Source organism: Streptomyces sp. NPDC048523 (assembly GCF_043199815.1).
GTDB lineage: Bacteria > Actinomycetota > Actinomycetes > Streptomycetales > Streptomycetaceae > Streptomyces.
The window spans coordinates 650,966-673,138 of sequence record NZ_JBICWQ010000003.1 but is presented as its reverse complement, the minus strand read 5'-3'; the positions used below and the strand labels follow the sequence as shown (position 1 = coordinate 673,138).

General features: G+C 69.8%; 18 protein-coding genes. 9 read left to right on the top strand and 9 right to left on the bottom strand.

Annotated features, from left to right (window positions below; genetic code table 11):
• Positions 1 to 122: 122 nt before the first annotated feature.
• Positions 123 to 854, bottom strand: a complete 732-nt coding sequence (locus ACGFWE_RS18945; RefSeq protein WP_352388914.1) for a DUF1707 domain-containing protein — start codon at positions 852 to 854, stop codon at positions 123 to 125.
• 177 nt (positions 855 to 1,031) lie between these two features.
• On the opposite strand from ACGFWE_RS18945, the gene ACGFWE_RS18940 reads away from it, so the two are divergent.
• From ACGFWE_RS18940 to ACGFWE_RS18925, 4 genes are all read left to right on the top strand, one after another.
• Positions 1,032 to 2,699 carry a fumarate hydratase gene (locus tag ACGFWE_RS18940; RefSeq protein ID WP_352388915.1) on the top strand — a complete coding sequence of 556 codons (1,668 nt, stop codon included), beginning with the start codon at positions 1,032 to 1,034 and terminating at the stop codon, positions 2,697 to 2,699.
• 597 nt (positions 2,700 to 3,296) lie between these two features.
• Positions 3,297 to 4,700 (top strand): class II fumarate hydratase, encoded by a 1,404-nt coding sequence (locus ACGFWE_RS18935; protein WP_352388916.1) that lies wholly within the window; start codon positions 3,297 to 3,299, stop codon positions 4,698 to 4,700.
• Between the two features lie 72 nt (positions 4,701 to 4,772).
• The gene (locus ACGFWE_RS18930; protein WP_352388917.1) at positions 4,773 to 5,465 is read left to right on the top strand and encodes a DUF402 domain-containing protein; all 693 of its coding nucleotides are present in this window, start codon (positions 4,773 to 4,775) and stop codon (positions 5,463 to 5,465) included.
• A gap of 295 nt (positions 5,466 to 5,760) precedes the next feature.
• Positions 5,761 to 7,884, top strand: coding sequence for a SpoIIE family protein phosphatase (locus ACGFWE_RS18925; protein WP_393600525.1), 2,124 nt, complete (start codon positions 5,761 to 5,763; stop codon positions 7,882 to 7,884).
• Positions 7,885 to 8,264: 380 nt separating this feature from the next.
• On the opposite strand, the gene ACGFWE_RS18920 is transcribed toward ACGFWE_RS18925, so the two are convergent.
• Entirely contained in the window at positions 8,265 to 8,699 is a 435-nt protein-coding gene (locus ACGFWE_RS18920; protein WP_393600524.1) for a hypothetical protein, read from the bottom strand.
• A gap of 141 nt (positions 8,700 to 8,840) precedes the next feature.
• A complete protein-coding gene (locus ACGFWE_RS18915) occupies positions 8,841 to 11,186 on the bottom strand; it encodes a transglycosylase domain-containing protein (RefSeq protein ID WP_393600523.1) in 2,346 nt (781 codons plus the stop codon).
• A gap of 229 nt (positions 11,187 to 11,415) precedes the next feature.
• Here ACGFWE_RS18915 and ACGFWE_RS18910 point away from each other — a divergent pair, with 229 nt between their 5' ends.
• From ACGFWE_RS18910 to ACGFWE_RS18890, 5 genes are all read left to right on the top strand, one after another.
• Positions 11,416 to 12,333, top strand: coding sequence for an SPFH domain-containing protein (locus ACGFWE_RS18910; protein WP_352388920.1), 918 nt, complete (start codon positions 11,416 to 11,418; stop codon positions 12,331 to 12,333).
• Positions 12,279 to 12,602 carry a hypothetical protein gene (locus ACGFWE_RS18905; RefSeq protein ID WP_393600522.1) on the top strand — a complete coding sequence of 108 codons (324 nt, stop codon included), beginning with the start codon at positions 12,279 to 12,281 and terminating at the stop codon, positions 12,600 to 12,602. Before ACGFWE_RS18910 ends, ACGFWE_RS18905 begins: the two co-directional genes overlap by 55 nt.
• A 115-nt stretch (positions 12,603 to 12,717) precedes the next feature.
• Positions 12,718 to 13,242, top strand: coding sequence for a PadR family transcriptional regulator (locus tag ACGFWE_RS18900; RefSeq protein WP_352388922.1), 525 nt, complete (start codon positions 12,718 to 12,720; stop codon positions 13,240 to 13,242).
• Complete coding sequence (locus ACGFWE_RS18895; protein WP_352388923.1) at positions 13,239 to 13,925, top strand: ABC transporter ATP-binding protein; 687 nt, start codon at positions 13,239 to 13,241, stop codon at positions 13,923 to 13,925. The genes ACGFWE_RS18900 and ACGFWE_RS18895 overlap by 4 nt, the downstream gene beginning before the upstream one ends.
• Entirely contained in the window at positions 13,922 to 16,285 is a 2,364-nt protein-coding gene (locus tag ACGFWE_RS18890) for an ABC transporter permease (protein WP_393600521.1), read from the top strand. The genes ACGFWE_RS18895 and ACGFWE_RS18890 overlap by 4 nt, the downstream gene beginning before the upstream one ends.
• 22 nt (positions 16,286 to 16,307) lie before the next feature.
• On the opposite strand, the gene ACGFWE_RS18885 is transcribed toward ACGFWE_RS18890, so the two are convergent.
• The 6 genes from ACGFWE_RS18885 to ACGFWE_RS18860 form a co-directional block, all read right to left on the bottom strand.
• Positions 16,308 to 16,736: a hypothetical protein gene (locus ACGFWE_RS18885; protein ID WP_393600520.1), complete on the bottom strand. Its 429-nt coding sequence runs from the start codon at positions 16,734 to 16,736 to the stop codon at positions 16,308 to 16,310.
• Positions 16,737 to 16,740: 4 nt separating this feature from the next.
• Entirely contained in the window at positions 16,741 to 17,136 is a 396-nt protein-coding gene (locus ACGFWE_RS18880; protein WP_352388926.1) for a roadblock/LC7 domain-containing protein, read from the bottom strand.
• Between the two features lie 42 nt (positions 17,137 to 17,178).
• Entirely contained in the window at positions 17,179 to 17,997 is an 819-nt protein-coding gene (locus tag ACGFWE_RS18875) for a MarR family transcriptional regulator (RefSeq protein ID WP_352388927.1), read from the bottom strand.
• Between the two features lie 154 nt (positions 17,998 to 18,151).
• Positions 18,152 to 19,495, bottom strand: a complete 1,344-nt coding sequence (locus tag ACGFWE_RS18870; RefSeq protein ID WP_393600519.1) for an AI-2E family transporter — start codon at positions 19,493 to 19,495, stop codon at positions 18,152 to 18,154.
• Between the two features lie 126 nt (positions 19,496 to 19,621).
• Entirely contained in the window at positions 19,622 to 20,308 is a 687-nt protein-coding gene (locus ACGFWE_RS18865; RefSeq protein WP_352388929.1) for a transglycosylase SLT domain-containing protein, read from the bottom strand.
• Positions 20,309 to 20,716: 408 nt separating this feature from the next.
• Positions 20,717 to 22,042 carry a PhoH family protein gene (locus tag ACGFWE_RS18860; protein WP_352388930.1) on the bottom strand — a complete coding sequence of 442 codons (1,326 nt, stop codon included), beginning with the start codon at positions 22,040 to 22,042 and terminating at the stop codon, positions 20,717 to 20,719.
• Positions 22,043 to 22,173: the final 131 nt, after the last annotated feature.

The window sequence follows — 22,173 nt, the reverse complement described above, 5'->3', positions numbered from 1 at the left end:
CCCGCTGTACGCGCGCCTATGCACTGAGTCCCGAACCGCTGGATCCCGGGTGGTCGCGTGCGCTTCCGGGAGCCGCCCGCGGACGGATCCTTCCGCTGCGGACACACCCCGATTCACAAGCGTCAACGATCCAGGTGTTTGCGCAAACTCTTGTCGACCTTGCGATCGACCGCGCGCTGAACCCGATCGAGGATGTCCGCGACGAGCTTGCCGCGCTTCGGCTTCGCGTCGACACTGCCGAGGACGGCCCAGCCGTCGACGTACACCACGGGCGCGTCCGGCTCGGCCGAGTCCAGGGTGTCCACCTGGAAGTCACCGAGGACACCGACTCCCGTGCCGCGCAGCGAGATGTTCTCGGGGACCCGCACCTCGACGCTGCCGCAGAGCGAGAACGCCTTGATGACGACCTGGCGGTACTCGAAGATCGCCTCGCTGAGGTCTATCTCGACACTGCCGAAGATCGCGTAGGCGTGGATACGGCGGCCCGCGCGCCAGCGGCCCTTGCGGACGGCGGCGCTGAAGACCGCCACCACGTTGTCGTCCGGGTCCGGGGGAATCGCGTCGGTCGGACGGTTGGGGGCCGGGGACCAGGCCGGGGCGGTACGGCGCCCGTGGGCCGCCGGCAGGTCCCGTATGAAGACCTCCAGCTCGCCCACCGTCTTGGCGCTCAGCACCCCCTCGACCCGCTCGGCGTGCTCGTCCGCGCTGAGGCGGCCCTCGGCGAGGGCCTCGCGCAGGATGTCGGCGACACGGTCGCGGTCGGCGTCCGAGGCACGCAGGTCGGCCACCGCGGGTGCGGGGCCCGAGGGCGCGGGGCCCGTGTGCCGGGCAAGGTCGGGCTTCTGAAGGTCCACGACAGCAGCGTACCCAAACGCGATAGATCGCGACTAGCCCTGTGGACAACTCTTGGCCCGCGCACGGGACCTCACTGAGCCCTACCTCACAAACTTCCGTCCCTGGACAGGTTCTAGGCTGGTGGGGCCCGCCGACGGAGGCGGGTGGTCGACCCGCAGAGTGAGGAATGGGCTGAGATGCCTGAGTTCGCGTACACCGATCTGCTCCCCATGGGAGAGGACACCACCCCCTACCGGCTGGTGACCTCCGAGGGTGTCTCCACCTTCGAGGCCGACGGGCGGACCTTCCTCAAGGTGGAGCCGGAGGCGCTGCGCAAGCTCGCCGCCGAGGCCATCCACGACATCCAGCACTACCTGCGGCCCGCGCACCTCGCCCAGCTGCGGCGGATCATCGACGACCCCGAGGCGTCGAGCAACGACAAGTTCGTGGCGCTGGACCTGCTGAAGAACGCGAACATCGCGGCGGCGGGCGTCCTGCCGATGTGCCAGGACACCGGCACGGCGATCGTCATGGGCAAGCGCGGACAGAACGTCCTCACACAGGGCGGTGACGAGGCGGCCCTGTCGAAGGGCATCTACGACGCGTACCTGAACCTCAACCTGCGCTACTCGCAGATGGCCCCGCTGACCATGTGGGACGAGAAGAACACCGGCTCCAACCTCCCCGCGCAGATCGAGCTGTACGCCACCGACGGCGGCGCGTACAAGTTCCTCTTCATGGCGAAGGGCGGCGGCTCGGCCAACAAGTCGTTCCTGTACCAGGAGACGAAGGCCGTCCTGAACGAGGCCTCCATGATGAAGTTCCTGGAGGAGAAGATCCGTTCGCTCGGTACGGCCGCCTGTCCGCCGTACCACCTGGCGATCGTCGTGGGCGGTACGTCGGCCGAGTACGCGCTGAAGACCGCGAAGTACGCCTCCGCGCACTACCTGGACGAGATCCCGGCCGAGGGCTCCGAGCTGGGCCACGGCTTCCGGGACAAGGAGCTGGAGGAGAAGGTCTTCGAGCTGACGCAGAAGATCGGGATCGGGGCGCAGTTCGGCGGCAAGTACTTCTGCCACGACGTCCGCGTGGTCCGCCTCCCCCGGCACGGCGCCTCCTGCCCGGTCGCCATCGCCGTGTCCTGCTCGGCCGACCGCCAGGCCGTCGCGAAGATCACCGCCGAGGGCGTCTTCCTGGAGCAGTTGGAGACGGACCCGGCGCGGTTCCTGCCGGAGACGACGGACGAGCACCTGGAGTCCGACGGTGACGTCGTCAAGATCGACCTCAACCAGCCGATGGACTCGATCCTCGCCGAGCTGACCAAGTACCCGGTGAAGACGCGTCTCTCGCTCACCGGCCCGCTGGTCGTGGCCCGTGACATCGCGCACGCCAAGATCAAGGAGCGGCTGGACGCGGGTGAGGAGATGCCGCAGTACCTGAAGGACCACCCGGTGTACTACGCGGGCCCGGCGAAGACGCCCGCGGGTTACGCGTCCGGTTCCTTCGGCCCGACGACGGCCGGCCGTATGGACTCCTACGTCGAGCAGTTCCAGGCGGCGGGCGGCTCCAAGGTGATGCTGGCCAAGGGCAACCGCAGCAAGCAGGTCACCGACGCGTGCGATGCGCACGGCGGCTTCTACCTCGGCTCCATCGGCGGCCCGGCCGCCCGGCTCGCCCAGGACTGCATCAAGAAGGTCGAGGTCGTCGAGTACGAGGAGCTCGGCATGGAGGCGGTCTGGAAGATCGAGGTCGAGGACTTCCCGGCGTTCATCGTGGTCGACGACAAGGGCAACGACTTCTTCCAGGACCCGGCACCCGCACCGACGTTCACGACGATCCCGGTGCGCGGGCCCGGTCTGGCGTAGCGCCCTTCGGCGGCGGCGGGGAGGGTTTATCCCCCGCCGCCCCTACCTGTCCCGTGGGGCGCAGGCACAGGGCGGACGGAGCTCCGGCGGGGCGGCGGGATGGATTACGCCCCTCGATCCCACGCGACCTGCGCCCCCGCCCCGGCTTCGGCCCGACGGCGTCGCCCCCGACGCCGGACGGGCTGAACGGTGCCGCCGAGCGAGCCCGGGAAACAGCCTTTTCCAAAACCAGCGGCGCCCCCTCAGCATCCCCATGCGAGGGCAACAGCGGACGCGGCTCCTGCGGGCCGGCGCGGATGAATTGTGCCCCCTCGGTCCCACCGAGCCTGCGCCCCCGCCCCCGGGCTCGCCCCCGACGCCCTTGACCTCATACGGCGGGCGGACTGAACACCCCGTCGAGCCGGCAAAGGGCAACGACCCCTTCCAGAGCCCGGTGCTCGCCCGATGTCGCTCACCCCTGACTCGCATCGCCGCCCTACGGAGCGGGCACCCGCAGCTGGGTCCCTTTGGTGTCCGCAGCTCGGTGACATGCCGTGGGCCAATGGCAGGAATAGGTGCCACAGGGGCAGACGCTGACCAAGACGGAGGTGATCGGCAGTGGCCGACGAGCAGCAGGAACAGGCGTTTCGTATCGAGCACGACTCCATGGGCGAGGTCCGGGTCCCGGTGGACGCCAGGTGGCGGGCCCAGACCCAGCGGGCCGTCGAGAACTTCCCGATCTCCGGGCAGCGGATCGAGCGGGCGCACATCGAGGCGCTGGCCCGGATCAAGGGGGCGGCCGCGACGGTGAACGCGCGGCTGAACGTGCTCGACAAGGACATCGCGGAGGCCATCCAGGAGGCGGCCGACGAGGTGGCCCGCGGTGACTGGGACGCGCACTTCCCCGTCGACGTCTTCCAGACCGGCTCCGGCACCTCGTCCAACATGAACACCAACGAGGTCATCGCGACGCTGGCGACCGAGCGGCTCGGCCGTGACGTGCACCCCAACGACCACGTCAACGCCTCCCAGTCGTCCAACGACGTCTTCCCCTCCTCCATCCACATCGCCGCCACCGCCGCCGTCACCCGGGACCTGATCCCCGCGCTCCAGCACCTCGCCGACGCCCTCGCCCGCAAGTCCGAGGAGTTCGCCGACGTCGTGAAGTCCGGGCGGACCCATCTGATGGACGCCACCCCGGTGACGCTGGGTCAGGAGTTCGGCGGGTACGCGGCACAGGTGCGGTACGGGATCGAGCGGCTGCAGGCCTCTCTTCCCCGGCTCGCCGAACTGCCGCTCGGCGGTACCGCCGTCGGTACCGGCATCAACACCCCGCCCGGTTTCTCCGCCGCCGTCATCGAGGAGGTCGCCCGCACCACCGGGCTGCCGCTCACCGAGGCGCGGGACCACTTCGAGGCGCAGGGTGCCCGGGACGGCATCGTCGAGACCAGCGGGCAGCTCAGGACCATCGCGGTCGGCCTGACGAAGATCGCGAACGATCTGCGGTGGATGTCCTCCGGGCCCATGACCGGCCTCGCGGAGATCTCCCTGCCCGACCTCCAGCCCGGTTCGTCGATCATGCCCGGCAAGGTCAACCCCGTGATCCCGGAGGCCGTTCTGATGGTCGCCGCCCAGGTGATCGGCAACGACGCGACCGTCGCGACCGCCGGTGCGGCCGGCAACTTCGAGCTCAACGTCATGCTGCCGGTCATCGCGAAGAACGTCCTGGAGTCGGTCCGGCTGCTCGCCAACGTCTCCCGGCTGCTCGCCGACCGGACCGTCGACGGCATCGTGGCCCACCGCGAACGGGCCCGGGAGTACGCGGAGTCCTCGCCCTCCGTGGTCACCCCGCTCAACAAGTACATCGGGTACGAGGAGGCCGCGAAGGTCGCCAAGAAGGCCCTGGCCGAGCGGAAGACGATCCGGCAGGTCGTGGTGGAGAGCGGGTACGTCGAGCGCGGCGACCTGACCGAGCAGCAACTCGACGAGGCGCTGGATGTCCTGCGGATGACACGGCCGTAACCTTTCCCGCCGTCGGCGTGAACCGTGACACGCACCGCAGCGTCGTATGCCTATGGCACCTAATATCTGTGCATGGCAGACGGTGGAGCGGTGAGAGCGGTGGAAGCAGGTACGTCGGCGCATTTCTGGGAGCCCGGGAGTCACATCCTGTGGCGCTACCGGGAGAACGCGGGCGCGCACTTCCACATCGCCCGCCCGGTCACCGTCGTACGCGACGACGAGGACCTGCTCGCCGTGTGGCTGGCGCCGGGCACCGAGTGCGTGCGGCCGGTGCTGGCGGACGGGACGCCGGTGCACGCCGAGCCGTTGGAGTCCCGTTACACCAAGCCGCGTGCCGTGCAGCGGGACCGCTGGTTCGGCACCGGGGTGCTGAAGCTGGCGCGGCCGGGGCTGCCGTGGTCGGTGTGGCTGTTCTGGGAGCCGGGCTGGCGGTTCAAGAACTGGTACGTGAACCTCGAGGAGCCGCTGGCGCGCTGGGCCGGGGGTGTGGATTCCGAGGACCACTTCCTGGACATCACCGTGGATCCGGACCGCAGTTGGCAGTGGCGGGACGAGGACGAGTTCGCACAGGCCCAGCGGGACGGGCTGATGGGCCCGGACCTGGCCGAACAGGTCAGGTCGGCGGGGCGCTCCGCGGTGGAGGTGATCCGCGCCTGGGGCCCGCCGTTCTCGGACGGCTGGCCCGACTGGCGGCCCGATCCGTCCTGGACTGTCCCGCTCCTTCCGGAAGACTGGGACCGTACTCCCGCGCACTTGTCCTCATGAGACCCTTGATGCGCCCCCGGGCTGCAAACGTAGGATCGTCCTCCGCAAGAGTGCGCAGTGGCAACTACCAGAGCGGGCACTGGGCTTGACCGATCGTCACCGAGGGGCGGCAGGACGTGAGCGTGGGGTACGAGGGCAACACCGGTACGGGCCGTGGAAGGTTGACCAAAAACGCAGGAACAGCCCCTGACCACGCGGGAATTCCGTTCCTGGGACACGTATTCCGGGTATCGGGATTTCGGCGGGACCCACTGCGCGTACGGCGCGCAGCCCCGGACGGACGGATTCGACACGCGTGACGGAGCACCCGACCTCCTTCGAACGCCCCCAGCCGGGCGTCGACCCCACGGACCCCCGCGGGGCGCTCCTGCGTTCCCCGGCGCCACCGCCCGCCCAGGGCGTCGAGGCGCCGACCGTTTTACCGGTCCAGGCGCGCTCCGGTGACCCCGCTCCGGAGGCGGCACCCGTCGTCCAGGCCGGCAGCGGCACGACCGGCAGGACCGGCAACCACAAGGACATGGGCATGAACCCGGCCGGTACCGGCCCCGAGCACTCCCAGCCGGCCACCGCGGAGCCGGACACGCACCGCCCGCGGCCCGTCCCCGAGGGGGTGCCTGTCCAGCCGGGCGGTGGGGACGAGCGGCCACCGCAGAGCGGTGACGAACGCCGTACCGGGCAGGGGCTGGCCCCGGGCCGGCCCACGCCCATGCGGCGCGACGGCGACCGGCTGCGCTTCGTGGGCGCGGCGACCCGCCGGATCGCCCGCGGCATCGACCTGGACGAGATCGTGATGGGTCTGTGCCGGGCGACGGTGCCGACCTTCTCGGACGCGATCCTCGTCTATCTGCGCGATCCGCTGCCCGTCGGCGACGAGCGGCCCACCGGCCCCCTCGTGCTGCGGCTGCGGCGCAGCGACCGCATCCCGCAGCAGGAGCGGGACCTGGAGGACGGCATCCTGCCGGTGCCGGTGCCGGAGAATCCGACCGAGCTGGACGCCCTCGGCACCGAACTGTGCGAGGTGCAGCCGGGCAGCGCGCTCGCCGAGGTGCTGCGCGGGGTGCGGCCGGTCTTCACGGACACCCCCGCGGCCCATGCGGCGCTGCCGGAACTGCTCGGGGAGGGCGGCGAGTTCGCCGTACCGACCGGTCGTCGGGCGATTCTCGCCCCGCTGCGCGGCCGACGGCGGGTCATCGGCGCCGCCCTGTTCCTGCGCCGCCCCGACCGCATCCCCTTCGACCCGGACGACCTGCTCGTCGCCGCCCAGCTGGCCACGCACAGCGCGCTGGGCATCGACAAGGCGGTCCTGTACGGCCGTGAGGCGTACATCGCCGACGAGCTGCAGCGCACCATGCTGCCCGAGACGCTCCCGCGGCCGACCGGCGTACGGCTGGCCTCGCGCTATCTGCCGGCCGCCGAGACGGCTCGGGTGGGCGGTGACTGGTACGACGCGATCCCGCTGCCCGGCAGCCGGGTCGCGCTGGTCGTGGGTGACGTGATGGGGCACTCCATGACGTCCGCGGCGATCATGGGCCAGCTGCGGACGACCGCGCAGACGCTCGCCGGGCTCGACCTGCCCCCGCAGGAGGTGCTGCACCACCTCGACGAGCAGGCCCAGCGGCTCGGTACGGACCGCATGGCGACCTGCCTCTACGCCGTGTACGACCCGGTGTCGCACCGGATCACCATCGCCAACGCCGGTCATCCGCCGCCGGTGCTGCTGCATCTGGGCGGCCGGGCCGAGGTGCTCCGGGTGCCGCCGGGCGCGCCGATCGGTGTCGGGGGCGTGGACTTCGAGGCCGTGGAGCTGGACGCGCCGGCCGGGGCGACGCTGCTGCTGTACACCGACGGGCTCGTCGAGTCCCGGCTGCGGGACGTGTGGACCGGGATAGAGCAGCTGCGCGAGAAGCTCGCCGCCACCGCGCAGCTCACCGGGCCGGATCATCCGCCGCCGCTGGAGGCGCTGTGCGACGAGGTGCTGGACATGCTCGGTCCCGGCGACCGGGACGACGACATCGCGCTGCTCGCGGCCCGCTTCGACGGGATCGCGCCCAGCGATGTGGCGTACTGGTTCCTGGAGCCGGAGGACGCGGCTCCGGGCCGTGCACGGCGGCTCGCGCGGCGGGCGTTGTCCCGCTGGGGCATGGAGGACATGACCGACTCCGTCGAGCTGCTGGTCAGTGAGGTCGTGACCAACGCGGTCCGGTACGCGACGCGGCCGGTGACGCTGCGGTTGCTGCGCACAGATGTGCTGCGGTGCGAGGTCGGGGACGACGTGCCGCAACTGCCGCGGCTGCGGCAGGCGCGGGCCACCGACGAGGGCGGCCGGGGCCTGTACCTCGTCAACCGGCTGGCCCGGCGGTGGGGAGCGACCCGGCTCAGCACCGGCAAGGTGGTGTGGTTCGAGCTCAACAGGAGCTGATCCAAGTGATGTGCACAGAGCCCCGCAGGAAACCGTGCGCGACGAGACGGATCCCGCCCGCGCACGGTTCCTGTTGCTCCTGAGCCGGAGAGAATGTGCAGGTCAGGCGGAGCGCTGATGGCGCTGCAGCTCTACGGCCGCACGGCGGCGGGCAGGTTCGAGGCAACGTGGAGCAGCACAGTGGCAACCTCCCCGTCGCTGACCGCCACGCTCAGACCGCTTCCCTCGATCTTCTGCGGCGGTGGGGCGTCGATGACTTTTGCTGCGCGGCCACAGCGGTGCCCGCAACACCGCCCACTCCTGGCGCGATGCCACCGGTGGCACCAAGGCCCACGCTCAGGAAACGCCGACGATCCAGCCACGCCGAGGGCGGTACGACGTCACTCACGGACGAGCTCCTTCTTTCGCTTCACGGCCCCCCGCACTGCCAGGACTGAGCAGACGGCTACGCCGGTCAGACAGGCGTAGAGCAAGGGGTTGATCGCGGCAGGTACCAGGTCGACCGTTGTTCCATCGCTCCAACGGCAGACGCGGGACACCGGGAACGCACCGTCGGTGATCGATTGCGGCCGGTTCGGCGGTCCTTTCCCGGCCTGGATCGCGCAGCTCTCCTCGCTCCGCGTGAATCCGGACAGGGCGCCGACGGCGTAAACGACGAGCGAGAGCAGCACTCCCAGCAGGGCGGCGCCCGTCCATGCCCATGTCCTTCTCTCCAGGCCGACGACCTGTGGAGTGGAGAGCCTGCGCGCGCACCGGGCAGCGAGGAGAACGAATAGTACGAGGGCGATCAGTACCGCCGAACCGGAAAGTGTCATCGGGAACGCAGATTCTTCTTCTGATTGGCGAGGAGGGTGGCCTTCATGCCGCGGCCGCCTTCCCGACCGCGAGTCGACTGAAAACCGCCTGCACGCAAAAGGGCGCCCGGCACGGGCCGGGCGCCCTTTCTCATGGATTCGCTACTGGTCGTCGTTCGGGTCGAACGGGTTCAGTGGTGAGGTCGATGTCTCGACGGGAGTGCTCTGCTCACCGGTCGGCGCGCTCGGCGACGGCGTCTCCGACGGGGTTTCCGACGGGGTTTCCGACGGGGTTTCCGACGGCGTCTCCGACGGGGTTTCCGACGGCGTCTCCGAGGGCGTCTCCGACGGGGTCACCGAGGGCTTCGGGGTCCATGTCGGCTGGACTGCGGCGCCCTGGTCGGTGTCGAGGTCGAACTTGGTGTTCTCGGCCGCGACGCCGAAGGTGTACGCCGCCCAGATCTGCGCCGGGAAGCCACCGCCGTTGACGCGGGGGAGGCCGGCGGTCTTGTACATCTTGGTCTGGGCGCCGGTCTTGGCGTCCTCGCCGAACAGGGCGACCGAGGTGACCAGGTCCGGGGTGAAGCCGTTGAACCAGGCCGAGAGGTTGTCGTCGGAGGTACCCGTCTTGCCGGCGACCTTGCGGCCGTCGCGGGCCGGGTTCTCCGCCACGGACACCTTCGCCGTACCGTCGGCGACCACGCCGGTCAGTACCGACGTCACCGTGTCGGCGGCCTTCCGGCTGATGACCTGCTCGCCGATCGGGTCCGGCAGCTGCGTCTCGGTGCCGCCCTTCTCGGCCGACTTGATGATGGTCGGCGTGACCTGCTTGCCGTGGTTGTCGAGCGTGGCATAGACAGCGGCCATCTGGATCGGGCTCGCGCCCATGGTGCCCAGGGTGTAGGCGGGCAGCGGCCTCAGCTTGCCGGTGTCCATGCCGAGATCTGTGGCCGTCTTCAGCACCTTGTCCATACCGACGTCGACGCCCATCTGCGCGAAGACGGAGTTGATGGACTGGTTCATCGCCGTCTGGACGGTGACCTGCTTGCCGTAGCTGTGGTCGTCCTCGTTCTCGGGGGCGAATCCGACCTTGTCGCCGTTGCTGTCGACGACCTGGCGCTTGCTGGTGCCGTCGTAGATCGTGTTCGCGCCGATCGCCTTGCCGCCCTGTGTCTCGGAGGCGTTCTCCAGGGCGGCGGCGAGGATGACCGGCTTGAAGGTCGACGCGGGCTGGTAGTCGGTGCGGTTGGCGTTGCTGATGAAGTGCTTGGTGTAGTCCTGGCCGCCGTACAGGGCGACGATCTTCCCCGTCTTGGGATCGACGGAGACGGCGCCGGCCTGGACGTTCTTGTCGACCGACCGCTTCTTCGGGTCCAGCTTGCTGATCAGCTGGGTCTTGACGGACTTCTCCAGCTGGGCCTGCTTCTTCTTGTCGATGTTCAGGGTGATGGTCCAGCCCGAGTTCTCGACCCGGGCCTCCGCCTCGTCCTGGGTGATGCCCTGCGTCTTGACCAGCTGCTTCTCCAGCTGCTGGTTGGCGAGCTTGACCAGGTAGCCCTTCTGGCCCTCGAGGCCGGGGGCGGCCTTCGGCGGCTTGGGCACCGGGAACTTCATGGCGTCGCGCTCGGTCTTCTTCAGCCAGCCCTGCTCGACCATGTTGTCCAGGACGTAGTTCCAGCGGGCCGTCACCAGTTTCTTGCCGGTGTCGCTGGCGACCGCCCAGTCGTACTGGCTCGGGGCCTGGAGCAGCGCGGCGAGGTACGCGCCCTGTGCGACGCTGAGCTTCTTGGCGTCGACGCGGTAGTAGTCCTGGGCGGCGGCCTGGATGCCGTAGGAGCCGCGGCCGTAGTAGCTGGTGTTGATGTAGCCCGCGAGGATCTTGTCCTTGGACGTCGTGCGGTCCACCTTCAACGAGATGACCAGTTCCTTCAGCTTGCGCGTGACGGTCTGGTCCTGGTCGAGGTAGTAGTTCTTGACGTACTGCTGGGTGATCGTCGAGCCACCCTGCTTGCCCTTGCCGGAGAGCGTGTTGAGCAGACCGCGGGCGGTGCCCTTGAGGTCGACGCCGGAGTCCGTGTAGAAGGTCTTGTTCTCCGCCGCCACGAAAGTGCGCTGGACGGGCTTGGGCACCTCCGAGAGGTCCACGATCTCGCGATTCTTGTCGCCTACGCGGGCCATGACCGAGCCGTCGCTGTACTCGTAGATGTTGCTCTGCTTCTGTGCGTCCGCGTTGCCCTTGGGCACGGCGATCATCATGTACATCACGATGAACGCGCCGATACCGAGCAGGCAGAAGCCGAGGAAGGTGCCGAGGATCTTCTTCCAGGTGAAGAGCCGGCGTATGCCGCTCTTACCTTTTTTCGCGCCCTTCTTGCCCTGCGCCGCTCTGCGCGCCGCGGCCCTGCCGCCGGTCACGATGCCGTCGCTCGGCGTCCCGGACGAGCGCGTGGGCGGCGCCGCGCGGCGGCCACCGCGCTGACGTGCTCTTCTCTCTTCCGCTCGTCCCATGGGTCGACTCGCTCCGCTTCCTCATCGGCGGCCACACCGGTTCGTGGCTCAGGTCAGCTCAGAAAGCTAACACCGGTCTATATGACACAGCGCCTTCGATCGGGTCCCGGGCGGGCGTGAGAATCAGCACCCGCCTCCTCGGAACCAGACCTCCGAGAGGGTGTCAAGGTTGCCAGGACGGGGTAAAGTGCTATCACTTTGCTAGAACCGAGCTAGACGGGGGACCACCATGTCCGCGCAAGACTCCGCACCCATCGCCGACACACCCGACATGCCCGCCCCACGCGTACGCGAGGTGGCCGCGCACAGCATCGGCGGCGCGCTCGTGCTGCTGCTGGGCCTGGTCGGGCTGCTGATCGCCGTCTTCCTGTTCGCCGCGAGCGGGGAGAGCCCCGGCTTCGCCGTCGGCGGAGTCCTCGTGCTGATCGCGGCGCTCATCTCGCTGCGCGGCCTGAACACGGTGGCGCCGGGCGAGGCCCGGGTCGTCCAGCTCTTCGGGCGCTACAAAGGCACCATCCGCCAGGACGGCCTGCGCTGGGTGAACCCCTTCACCTCCCGGACCAAGGTCTCCACCCGGGTCCGCAACCACGAGACCGCCGTCCTCAAGGTCAACGACGCCTACGGCAACCCGATCGAACTGGCCGCGGTCGTGGTGTGGAAGGTCGAGGACACCGCGCAGGCCACCTTCGAGGTCGACAACTTCGTGAAGTTCGTCGCCACCCAGACCGAGACGGCCGTACGGCACATCGCCATCGAGTACCCCTACGACGCCCACGAGGAGGACGGGCTCTCGCTGCGCGGCAACGCCGACGAGATCACCCAGAAGCTCGCCACCGAGCTGCACGCGCGCGTGGAGTCGGCCGGCGTGCAGATCATCGAGTCCCGCTTCACCCACCTCGCCTACGCGCCGGAGATCGCCTCGGCGATGCTCCAGCGGCAGCAGGCCGGCGCGGTCGTCGCGGCCCGGCGGCAGATCGTGGAGGGCGCGGTCGGCATGGTCGAGGAGGCGCTCGCCCGGATCACCGAGCGGGACATCGTGGAACTGGACGAGGAGCGCAAGGCGGCGATGGTCTCCAACCTGATGGTGGTGCTGTGCGGCGACCGCGCCCCGCAGCCGGTCCTCAACACCGGGACGCTCTACCAGTGACGGCACCTTTCGAGGGGGACTCCCCCGAGCGGCGGCCTCAGCAGCGCAAGCAGGTGCTGCTGAGGCTGGACCCGCTGGTGTACGAGGCGCTGGCGCGCTGGGCCGGGGACGAACTGCGCTCGGCGAACGCGCAGATCGAGTTCCTGCTGCGCAGGGCCCTCAAGGAGGCCGGCCGCCTGCCCGGTGACGCCGGCCCGCTGCCGCGCCGGGGACGGCCACCCAAGGACGCCCGGGACGCACGGGGCACCCGGGACACCGAGGGCCCTTGAGCGCGTGTAGCAGAACCGTGACAATCGGCCCTCACCTGCGGCTCCACGCACCCCGGACGCGACTGCACACCGCACGTATACACGAGGGGTATACACCGCATGTACAGTCCTCCTCATGTCCATCGGTCACACCCTCCTAGGGCTCCTGGAGTCCGGGCCCCGCCACGGTTACGACCTCAAGCGGGCCTTCGACGAGAAGTTCGGTCACGACCGGCCGCTGCACTACGGCCAGGTCTACTCGACGATGTCGCGGCTGTTGAAGAACGGCCTCGTCGAGGTCGACGCGGTCGAGCCCGGCGACGGTCCCGAGCGCAAGCGGTACGCCATCACGGACGCCGGGGTCACCGACGTACAGCGGTGGCTCGCCACGCCCGAGAAGCCCGAGCCGTATCTCCAGTCCACGCTGTACACCAAGGTCGTCCTCGCGCTGCTCACGCACCGGGACGCCGGAGACATCCTCGACAACCAGCGCGCCGAGCATCTGCGGATGATGCGCATCCTCACCGACCGCAAGCGCCGGGGCGACCTCGCCGACCAGCTGATCTGCGATCACGCCCTGTTCCATCTCGAGGCCGACCTGCGCTGGCTGGAGCTGACCGCTGCGCGTCTCGACAAGCTCGCGGAGGTGGTGGTCAAGTGACCCCGGCCGGTTCCCTGCTCGTCGCCGACGAGCTGCGCAAGACCTACGGTCCGACCGTCGCCCTCGACGGCGCCCAGTTCTCCATCCACCCCGGCGAGGTCGTCGCCGTCATGGGCCCCTCGGGGTCCGGCAAGTCGACCCTGCTGCACTGTCTCGCCGGAATCGTCACGCCCGACTCGGGCTCGATCATGTACAACGGCCGCGAGATGGCGACGATGAACGACGCCGAGCGCAGCGCTCTGCGGCGCTCCGAGTTCGGGTTCGTCTTCCAGTTCGGGCAGCTCGTCCCCGAGCTGACCTGCGTCGAGAACGTGGCGCTGCCGCTGCGGCTGAACGGCACCTCCCGCAAGGAGGCCGAGAAGGCGGCCCTGGGCTGGATGGAGCGCCTGGAGGTCGACGACCTGAGGAAGAAGCGGCCCGGTGAGGTCTCCGGCGGTCAGGGGCAGCGCGTGGCCGTGGCCCGGTCCCTGGTGACCAACCCGCGGGTGCTGTTCGCCGACGAGCCGACCGGCGCGCTGGACTCCCTCAACGGCGAGCGGGTCATGGAGCTGCTCACCGAGGCCGCCCGGTCCACCAACGCTGCCGTCGTCCTCGTCACGCACGAGGCACGGGTGGCCGCCTACTCCGACCGCGAGATCGTCGTACGGGACGGGAAGTCCCGGGACATGGAGCGGGTCGTATGAGTCTCAGGCAGTGGTGGCGAGACCTCTCTATGGGGGTCCGGTTCGCCTTCGCGGGCGGGCGCGAGGGATGGGTCCGGGCGCTGCTGACCGCGGTCGGGGTCGGGCTCGGGGTGGCGTTGCTGCTGCTGACCACCGCGCTGCCGAACGCGCTGGCGGTCCGGCACGAACGGGGCGACGCCCGTGCGGACATCAACTACGGGCAAGACATGAAGAAGGCCGACAACACCCTGCTGTCGGGGAACGCGTCGACCACCTTCCGGGACACCGACATCCGCGGCCGGGACCTGGAGCCCGAGGGGCCGAAGGCGCCCCTGCCGCCCGGGGTCGCGAAGTTCCCCGCGGTCGGCGAGATGGTTGTCTCCCCCGCGCTGAAGAAACTGCTGGAATCCGAGGACGGCAAGCTGCTGCGGGAGCGGCTGCCGAACCGGATCGCCGGGACGATCGCCGAGAGCGGGCTGATCGGCTCCCACGAACTCGCCTTCTACCGCGGGGCCGAGGGGCTCGCCGCCCAGGACATCAACGGCGCCGGGATCAGCCGGATCGACAAGTACGGGAACCCGAACCCGACCGAGTCGGACTCCGACCCGGTGTTGGTGCTGCTGGTCCTGGTCGTCTTCGTGGTGCTGCTGATGCCGGTCGCCGTGTTCATCACGGCGGCCGCGCGCTTCGGCGGCGAGCGGCGCGACCGGCGGCTCGCGGCCCTGCGTCTGGTGGGTGCCGACGGCCGCTCGACCAGGCGGATCGCCGCCGGCGAGGCGTTGGCGGGTTCGGTGCTCGGTCTCGTGCTCGGCACCGGGTTCTTCCTGATCGGCCGCGAAGTGGCGGGCTCCGTCGAGGTGTTCGGGCAGAGCGTGTTCCCGAGCTATCTCAACCCCTCGCCGCTGCTGGCCCTGCTGGTCGCGGTCGCGGTGCCCGCGGCGGCCGTGCTGGTGACGCTGCTCGCCCTGCGGGGCGTGGTGATCGAGCCGCTCGGCGTGGTGCGTACGGCGAAGCCCGCGCGACGCCGGCTGTGGTGGCGGCTGCTGCTGCCGCTGGCCGGGCTCGGGATGCTGTACCCGATGGTCGGACAGGGCCGGGACGGCGGCGACTTCAACCAGTACCTCGTCAGCGGCGGTGTCATCCTGCTGCTTGTCGGTGTGACCACGCTGCTGCCGTGGATCGTCGAGGCGGTCGTGGCCCGGCTGGGCGCGGGCGCGGTGTCCTGGCAACTGGCCGTACGCAGGCTTCAGTTGAGCAGCGGCACGGCCGCCCGGATGGTCAACGGGATCGCGGTCGCGGTGGCCGGGGCGATCGCCCTGCAGATGCTGTTCGCGGGCACCTCGAGCGACTACACGAAGGACACCGGTTACGACATCTCGCGGGCGCAGATGCAGGTGACCGTCCCGAAGGGGAAGGCGCTCGCGGCGACCGCGAAGGAACTGGCCGCGACCAAGGGCGTCCGGCAGGTGTTCGCGTTCGACGAGGGCTTCGTCAACGACGGCTCGGGCGAGGACGCGAACTGGGCCCGGGTGACCGTCGCCGACTGCACGTCCCTGCGTGAGGTGGCCAAGCTGCCCTCCTGCCGCGACGGCGACATCTTCGTCTCGCACGTCGCCCCGGCGGCGGGCGAGGGCGACACCGACAGGCAGAACGCCGACGACGCGTCGAACGTGACGGCCCGGCCCGGCCAGAAGCTCTGGTTCGACACCTCCGAGGCCGCGGAGAAGCAGACCTCGGTCGTCTGGACGGTCCCGAAGGGCGTCAAGCAGGCGGAGTCCATCGCCGACCCGACGGGTTACCGGCGCGGCGGAATCCTGCTCACCCCGGGCGCCTTCCCGGCACAGGCCGCCGCGGGGGTGCGCGGAGAGATCTATGTGCGGGTGGACGACTCGCTGCCGGACGCGCGCGACCACGTCCGCAACACGGCCGCCCGGATCAACCCGTACGAGGAGCCCATGACCTGGGTGTCCACCGAGAGCAACGACCGCTACTCCTCCATCCGCACCGGCCTGTTCGTGGGCGCCGCCTGTGTGCTGGCGCTGATCGGGGCGAGCCTGCTGGTCTCCCAGCTGGAGCAGCTGCGGGAGCGCAGGAAGCTGCTGTCGGCGCTGATCGCCTTCGGCACCCGGCGGCGCACCCTGAGCCTGTCGGTGCTGTGGCAGACGGCGATCCCGATCTCGCTGGGGCTGCTGCTGGCCTCGGTGGTCGGGTTGACGCTGGGCGCGGTCCTGCTGAAGATGACGGGCACGGCGGTCCGCGTGGACTGGCCGAGTGTGCTGTCGATGACCGGTGTGGGGGCCGGGGTCGTCCTCGTGGTGACGCTGCTGAGCCTGCCGCCGCTGCTGAGGCTGATGCGGCCGGACGGGCTGCGGACGGAGTAGCCGCCCGCAGCCGGGGGTCCGCTCAGAGGCTGTACTCCTTCACCACCCGCCGGACCTGGGCGAACAGCATGCCGACGTTGACCGACTTGCGGCAGACCACCACGGCCACGACGTCCTGCTGTTCGACCAGCCGCACGAACAGGTGCGTGAGGTTCTCGCTGTTGACGAGGATCTCCTGGAAGAAGTGGTTGTCGCTGCTGACCCCGCGGCGCTCCTTGAAGACGTCCTCGATCATCACGACCGTACGGCCCTGGAACAGGTCGAGCGTCGCACCCGCCAGGAGGTCCAGTACCTCCGGCGGGTGGCTCTCGACGGTCTCGTACGACAGCAGCATGCCGGTGGACATGTCGACCACGCCGGACGCGACGCAGTCGGGGGCATCGGTGCGAAGGGACTTGACCAGGCCCATCACCTGGTCGGAGAAACCTGAGGTCATACGCTTCGTCGCCATCCCTTCAGACTCCTGACGCTTTCTCGGTCGCCTTGTCGGTGAGGATCGAGCCGATCCGGTTCAGGGTCGGCTGGGTCGCCCGGTGCAGGTGGTCCACGTCCAGGCCCTCGTCGCCGAGCACGACCATCAGGGCGGTCTCCCCGACGGCGTAGAAGGCGGCGCAGCCGTGGCTGCCGTAGGTCACCGTCCGGCGCAGCGTGCCGCGGGCGGTCGCCCCGGCGGTGCGCCGGGCGAGGCCGAGGCCGGCCGCCGCGAGCGCGGCGAGGCCCTCCGGGTCGATCGAGTCGGCGGTGTCCGCGGCGATGAGCAGCCCGTCCGCGGCGGCCAGCGCGGTGTCCGTGATTCCGGTGACCTGTTCGCGCAGACCGCGCATTTCGAGTGCCAGCGCTTGGTGATCCATGAATTCCACTCCCCTAGTTCTGTTCGCGTCTGATCGGCTTTTTCATGTGGACGTCCCGTTTCTGAGCCGGAAGAAGCCGCCGGGTTTTCGGCGGGGCAGATCGGTTCTCGCCGGGGCCGGGGGCCGCTCCCCGGCCGGGGGCCTGCGGGGCCTCAGTTCGTCGCCCTCGGGGAGGGCACGGACCGCGACGGGCGCGGGCGGTCCCGCGCACACCAGGAGCCCTTCGTCGAGCATGCGGGCGATCTCGACCGTCACGGTGTAGACCCCGCGCCCGACCCGGAAGGCGAGGTCGCGGGCCGTACTGCGGCCGTCGGCCTGCGTGAGCAGCTCGCATCGCAGGGACCCGGCCGCGCTGCCCGTGCCGGAGCGCACGGGACGCTCCCGGTCGGGGTGCACGGGGTGCGGCAGGGCGGCGAGCGCGGCAAGTCTGCGGACCGCGTCCTGGAGCAGCCTGAGGGGCGGCTCACCCAGGGGGACCTGCGCGAACGGCTCCGCGGTGGGGAGGCGTTCGCACTCCTCCACCCGGCCCGCGGCCATCGCGAACGCGGCGTCGTGCAGGGCCAGCGAGCACACCACCCGCAGCTGCGCGGCCCCCGCGTAGCCGTGCGCGATGAGCGCGGTGGCCGGCCAGCGGGAGCCGCCGGACTCACGCACCAGCTCGGCCCACTGCTCGCCGCTGACCCGCCCGGAGCGCAGCAGCAGCGCCTCCGGGCCCGGTGCGCCGGGCGACTCCGCGGCGACCACCCGGCCGTCCCCGAAGTGGAAGGTGCCGCCGGGCGTGCCGGTGATCCGCAGCTCTCCGGTGAAGCCGTCACGGCCGCACGCGGCCAGGGCCTGTGCCAGGTGTTCGTGCCCCGACATCACACCCCCCGCCATTTCGCACACACGCCTGACGCGTAGCGCTGAGGAGGGAAGGTGTATCAGTCCGGGCGCATATTCCGAGGGCGGGTTTCCTACCTGCCCCTAGTTGACGGAAGTTGAGTTCCCGGGCTGTTCAAAACACTGTGTTCGGCGCTCAATTGACCGAATCAGGGGCAGGTTTTTCAGGTTCCGGAGGCGGATCCGCCTGACCTTCTTCCGCTGTGACGACCTCGTCCTCGGCCTCGGGCGGCGCCGACTGTTCCTCGGCGTACGCCTTGAGGTAGCTCACCACCGTGTTCGTCACCGCCACCAGCGGTACGGCCACCACCGCGCCGCCGATGCCGGCCACCATGCCGCCGGTCGCGACGGTGAGTACGACCGCGAGCGGGTGGACGCGCACCGCGCGGCCCAGGATGAACGGCTGGAGGATGTGGCCCTCGATCTGCTGGACAGCGAGGACCACCGCGAGGGTCATCACCGCCGTGAACACGCCCTGGGTGACCAGCGCGACGAGGACCGCCAGCGCGCCGGAGGCGACCGCGCCGACGAGCGGGATGAAAGAGAACAGGAAGATGAAGACGGCCAGCGGGACGGCCATGGGGACGTCGAGGAAGTAGATGCCGATGCCGATGAAAACGGCGTCGATGAGGGCCACCAGGACCGTGCCGCGGACGTAGGCGGTCAGGGTGTGCCAGGCGCGGGGGCCCGCGCCGGCCACGGCGGGACGGGCGGCCGCGGGGACCAGCTTCAGCGTCCACTCCCAGATGCGCCGGCCGTCGTAGAGCAGGAAGAGGGTGGAGAAGAAGGTCAGCAGGATGCCGGTGAGGGCCTCCACGACGACCTGGACGCCCTCCAGGCCCGCCGACGTGATCTGGTCGGTGTTGGCGCCGACCGCTTCCCGCAGGTTCTTGGCGATCTGGTTGATCTGCTTGTCGGTGACGTGGAAGGGGCTCTTCAGGAGCCAGTTGCGCAGATCGTCGATGCCGCTCTGGATCTGGTCGGAGAGGTCGTCGATGTTCTCCATGACCTGCCAGGTCACGAACCAGCCCATCAGCCCTATCACGACGAAGCCGAGGATGGCGGTGAGTGCCGTGGCGGGGCCGCGCGGGACGCCGTGCCGCATGAGGCGGGCCACCGTCGGCTGGAGCAGCGCGGTGATGAGCAGGGCGACGACGAAGGCGAAGACGACGAGCTGTACGGAGCTGATGACCCGCATCAGCACCCAGACGGTGCCCGCCAGGACCAGAAGCCGCCAGCCGGCCTCGGCGGCGACCCGTACGCCCCACGGCACGGCCTGCGCCGGGTCGGGGCGGGGGACCAGCACGACGGGCGGGCGGGAGGCGGTCCTCGCCGGTTTCCCCGGCTTGCGCCGGGGCGGCTCGGACGAGTCGGCCTCGGCCTCCTCACGGGCCACCTCGGCGCGGCGCTCGTCCAGCCGCTCTCCCACATCGGTCAGTCGGGCACCGAGCCGACCGATCCACCCTGGCACTCGCGACATGATCCGTCCTCTTCCCCCGTCTCTCCCCACCACTCCCCCCTGGAGTCGTCCGGTCCGACCGTACAGGGCAAAAGCCCCTCCCCCTAGGACGGGGAGGGGCTTCGCGGGGTTGAGTGCCGGGCGCGCTCAGTACCAGTGGTTGGCCTGCCAGAACGACCAGGCCTCACAGGGGCTGCCGTACCGGCTGTCCATGTAGTTGAGGCCCCACTTGATCTGGGTGGCCGGGTTGGTCTGCCAGTCGGAGCCGACCGACGACATCTTGGAGCCCGGCAGGGCCTGGAAGAGACCGTAGGCACCGGAGGAGGCGTTGACGGCCCGGTAGTTCCAGCTGGACTCGTGGTCCACGATGTTGCTGAAGCACTGGAACTGCCCGCTCGGCACCATCGAGGCAGCCATCGCCTGGATCTGGTCGACCGTGTACGAGCTCTGCACGGGGAAGCTGGAGGAGCTCCTGCTGGCCTTCTCCTTGGCCTCGGCGCGCTCCTTGGCTTCCTTGGCCGCCTTCTCGGCGGCCTCCTTCTTCTCGATCGCGGACTTGGCGGCGGCCTTGCGCGCCGACTCCTCCGCGACCTTCTTGGCGCTCGCGTCCGCGGCGATGGCCTGAGTGTCGGCCTGCTGCGTGAGGGACGCGGTCTGCACCTGAGCCTGCTCACCCGCGGGGATGTCCGCCAGGAGCGTCGTCGTGTCGGCTGCCATCGCCTCGGCGTCGTTCGGCTGCGCGACACTGCCGGAGGCAACTCCGACAACGCTTCCGACAGCGGTGACCGCGGTGGCTGAGGCCACTGCGAATCCCCGGACCGAAATCGGGCTCACACGGTTTTCCTTCCAGCATCGCCCGCTTCGGTGACCCTGGCGGACGCAATCGTGCCCCTAGACACTGGCCTCCCAACTGCGGGGTCACGGGAGGCACGGGCCCGGTGGGCAACTCCCTCACGGGGAGCGCCGCATGGTGCGCGGGCGGCATACGACGACGCTGTGGAGTTGGTGGTGGTGCTGTGGTGCCGTACCGCTGGGGGTACAGATGTGTCGTATGCGGGGCCTGACAGGAGTGAGACTCTGCCGTAACCGGACGCCGGGTGGCAATTCTGAGTTGCGTGTGAAAGCTCACATCCCGTTTGGCCCCAGGGATTTCGAGAAACGGCGACACACGAAGGCGCCGCCCGGCTAGGCTCTTGGCCTTTCCGGACGGCGCCAACTGGCCCCGCTATTCCCCTGGTTCTGTCAGATCTGGCCGTCTTCCAGCATTTCGGTCACAAGCGCCGCGATCTGGGACCTCTCGGACCTCGTCAGCGTGACGTGGGCGAAGAGCGGGTGCCCCTTCAGCTTCTCCACCACGGCGACCACACCGTCGTAGCGACCGACCCGCAGATTGTCCCGCTGGGCCACGTCATGGGTCAGAACGACCCGTGAATTCGCGCCGATTCGGGACAGAACAGTGAGAAGCACATTCCGCTCCAGCGACTGTGCCTCGTCCACGATCACGAACGCGTCGTGGAGCGAGCGGCCGCGGATGTGGGTGAGCGGCAGGACCTCGAGCATGCCGCGCGCGGTGACCTCCTCGATGACCTCGCGGCTGGTGACCGCGGACAGCGTGTCGAAGACCGCCTGCGCCCAGGGGCCCATCTTCTCGGCCTCGGAGCCCGGCAGATAGCCGAGTTCCTGCCCGCCCACCGCGTACAGCGGACGGAAGACCATGACCTTCTGGTGCTGGCGGCGCTCCAGGACCGCCTCCAGACCCGCGCACAGCGCGAGCGCCGACTTTCCGGTGCCGGCCCGGCCGCCCATGGAAACGATCCCGATGTCCGGGTCGAGCAGGATGTCCAGCGCGATGCGCTGCTCCGCGCTGCGGCCCTTGATGCCGAACGCCTCCCGGTCGCCGCGCACCAGGCGGATGCTGCCCTCGGGCGAGACCCGGCCGAGCGCCTTGCCGCGCTCGGAGTGGATGGTCAGCCCCGTGTGGACGGGCAGCTCGGCGGCCTCGGGGGCGTAGACGTGCCCCTCCTCGAAGAGGATGTCGACCTGTTCGCCGGGCAGCGTCAGCTCGGACATCCCGGTCCAGCCGGAGGAGCCCGTGATGGCGAGTTCGGCGCGGTACTCCTCGGCCAGCAGACCGACCGAGGACGCCTTGATCCTGAGCGGGAGATCCTTCGAGACGACGGTGACGTCGAACCCCTCCGCCTGCAGATTCCGGGCGACAGCGAGGATGCGGGAGTCGTTGTCCCCCAGCCGGTAGCCGCTGGGCAGCACGCTGGGGTCCGAGTGGTTGAGCTCGACACGGACGGTTCCGCCGAGGTCCCCGATCGGGATGGGGGCGTCCAGGCGACCGTGCCGGACCCGGAAGTCGTCGAGCAGGCGCAGGGCCTGCCGGGCGAAGTATCCGAGTTCGGGATGGTGCCTCTTGGCCTCCAGTTCCGTCACCACGACGATGGGGAGCACGACCTCGTGCTCGTCGAAGCGGCTCAGGGCGTTGGGGTCCGACAGCAGAACACTGGTGTCGAGGACATAAGTGCGCCGGTCTGGCTTGTGGCGCTTTGTGCTGGTCACCACGGAAGGACGTACCCCCTCGGATGAGGTCGGGGAGCGACGGAGTGGAGCTGGACCGGTCGACGGCCCGTTTGCACGGGCCGGGAACCGGCCCTCCACTGCTTCTTCCGTGCTGAGACCGCACGGTCGAGCTG

Bases quoted from the DNA above. Each gene is read 5' to 3' on its own strand.
- ACGFWE_RS18940 (WP_352388915.1), top strand. From the start codon at position 1,032: ATGCCTGAGTTCGCGTACACCGATCTGCTCCCCATGGGAGAGGACACC.
- ACGFWE_RS18890 (WP_393600521.1), top strand. From the start codon at position 13,922: ATGAGTCTCAGGCAGTGGTGGCGAGACCTCTCTATGGGGGTCCGGTTC.
- ACGFWE_RS18885 (WP_393600520.1), bottom strand. From the start codon at position 16,736: ATGGCGACGAAGCGTATGACCTCAGGTTTCTCCGACCAGGTGATGGGC.
- ACGFWE_RS18900 (WP_352388922.1), top strand. From the start codon at position 12,718: ATGTCCATCGGTCACACCCTCCTAGGGCTCCTGGAGTCCGGGCCCCGC.
- ACGFWE_RS18870 (WP_393600519.1), bottom strand. From the start codon at position 19,495: ATGTCGCGAGTGCCAGGGTGGATCGGTCGGCTCGGTGCCCGACTGACC.
- ACGFWE_RS18915 (WP_393600523.1), bottom strand. From the start codon at position 11,186: ATGGGACGAGCGGAAGAGAGAAGAGCACGTCAGCGCGGTGGCCGCCGC.
- ACGFWE_RS18875 (WP_352388927.1), bottom strand. From the start codon at position 17,997: ATGTCGGGGCACGAACACCTGGCACAGGCCCTGGCCGCGTGCGGCCGT.
- ACGFWE_RS18880 (WP_352388926.1), bottom strand. From the start codon at position 17,136: ATGGATCACCAAGCGCTGGCACTCGAAATGCGCGGTCTGCGCGAACAG.
- ACGFWE_RS18920 (WP_393600524.1), bottom strand. From the start codon at position 8,699: ATGACACTTTCCGGTTCGGCGGTACTGATCGCCCTCGTACTATTCGTT.
- ACGFWE_RS18910 (WP_352388920.1), top strand. From the start codon at position 11,416: ATGTCCGCGCAAGACTCCGCACCCATCGCCGACACACCCGACATGCCC.
- ACGFWE_RS18930 (WP_352388917.1), top strand. From the start codon at position 4,773: ATGGCAGACGGTGGAGCGGTGAGAGCGGTGGAAGCAGGTACGTCGGCG.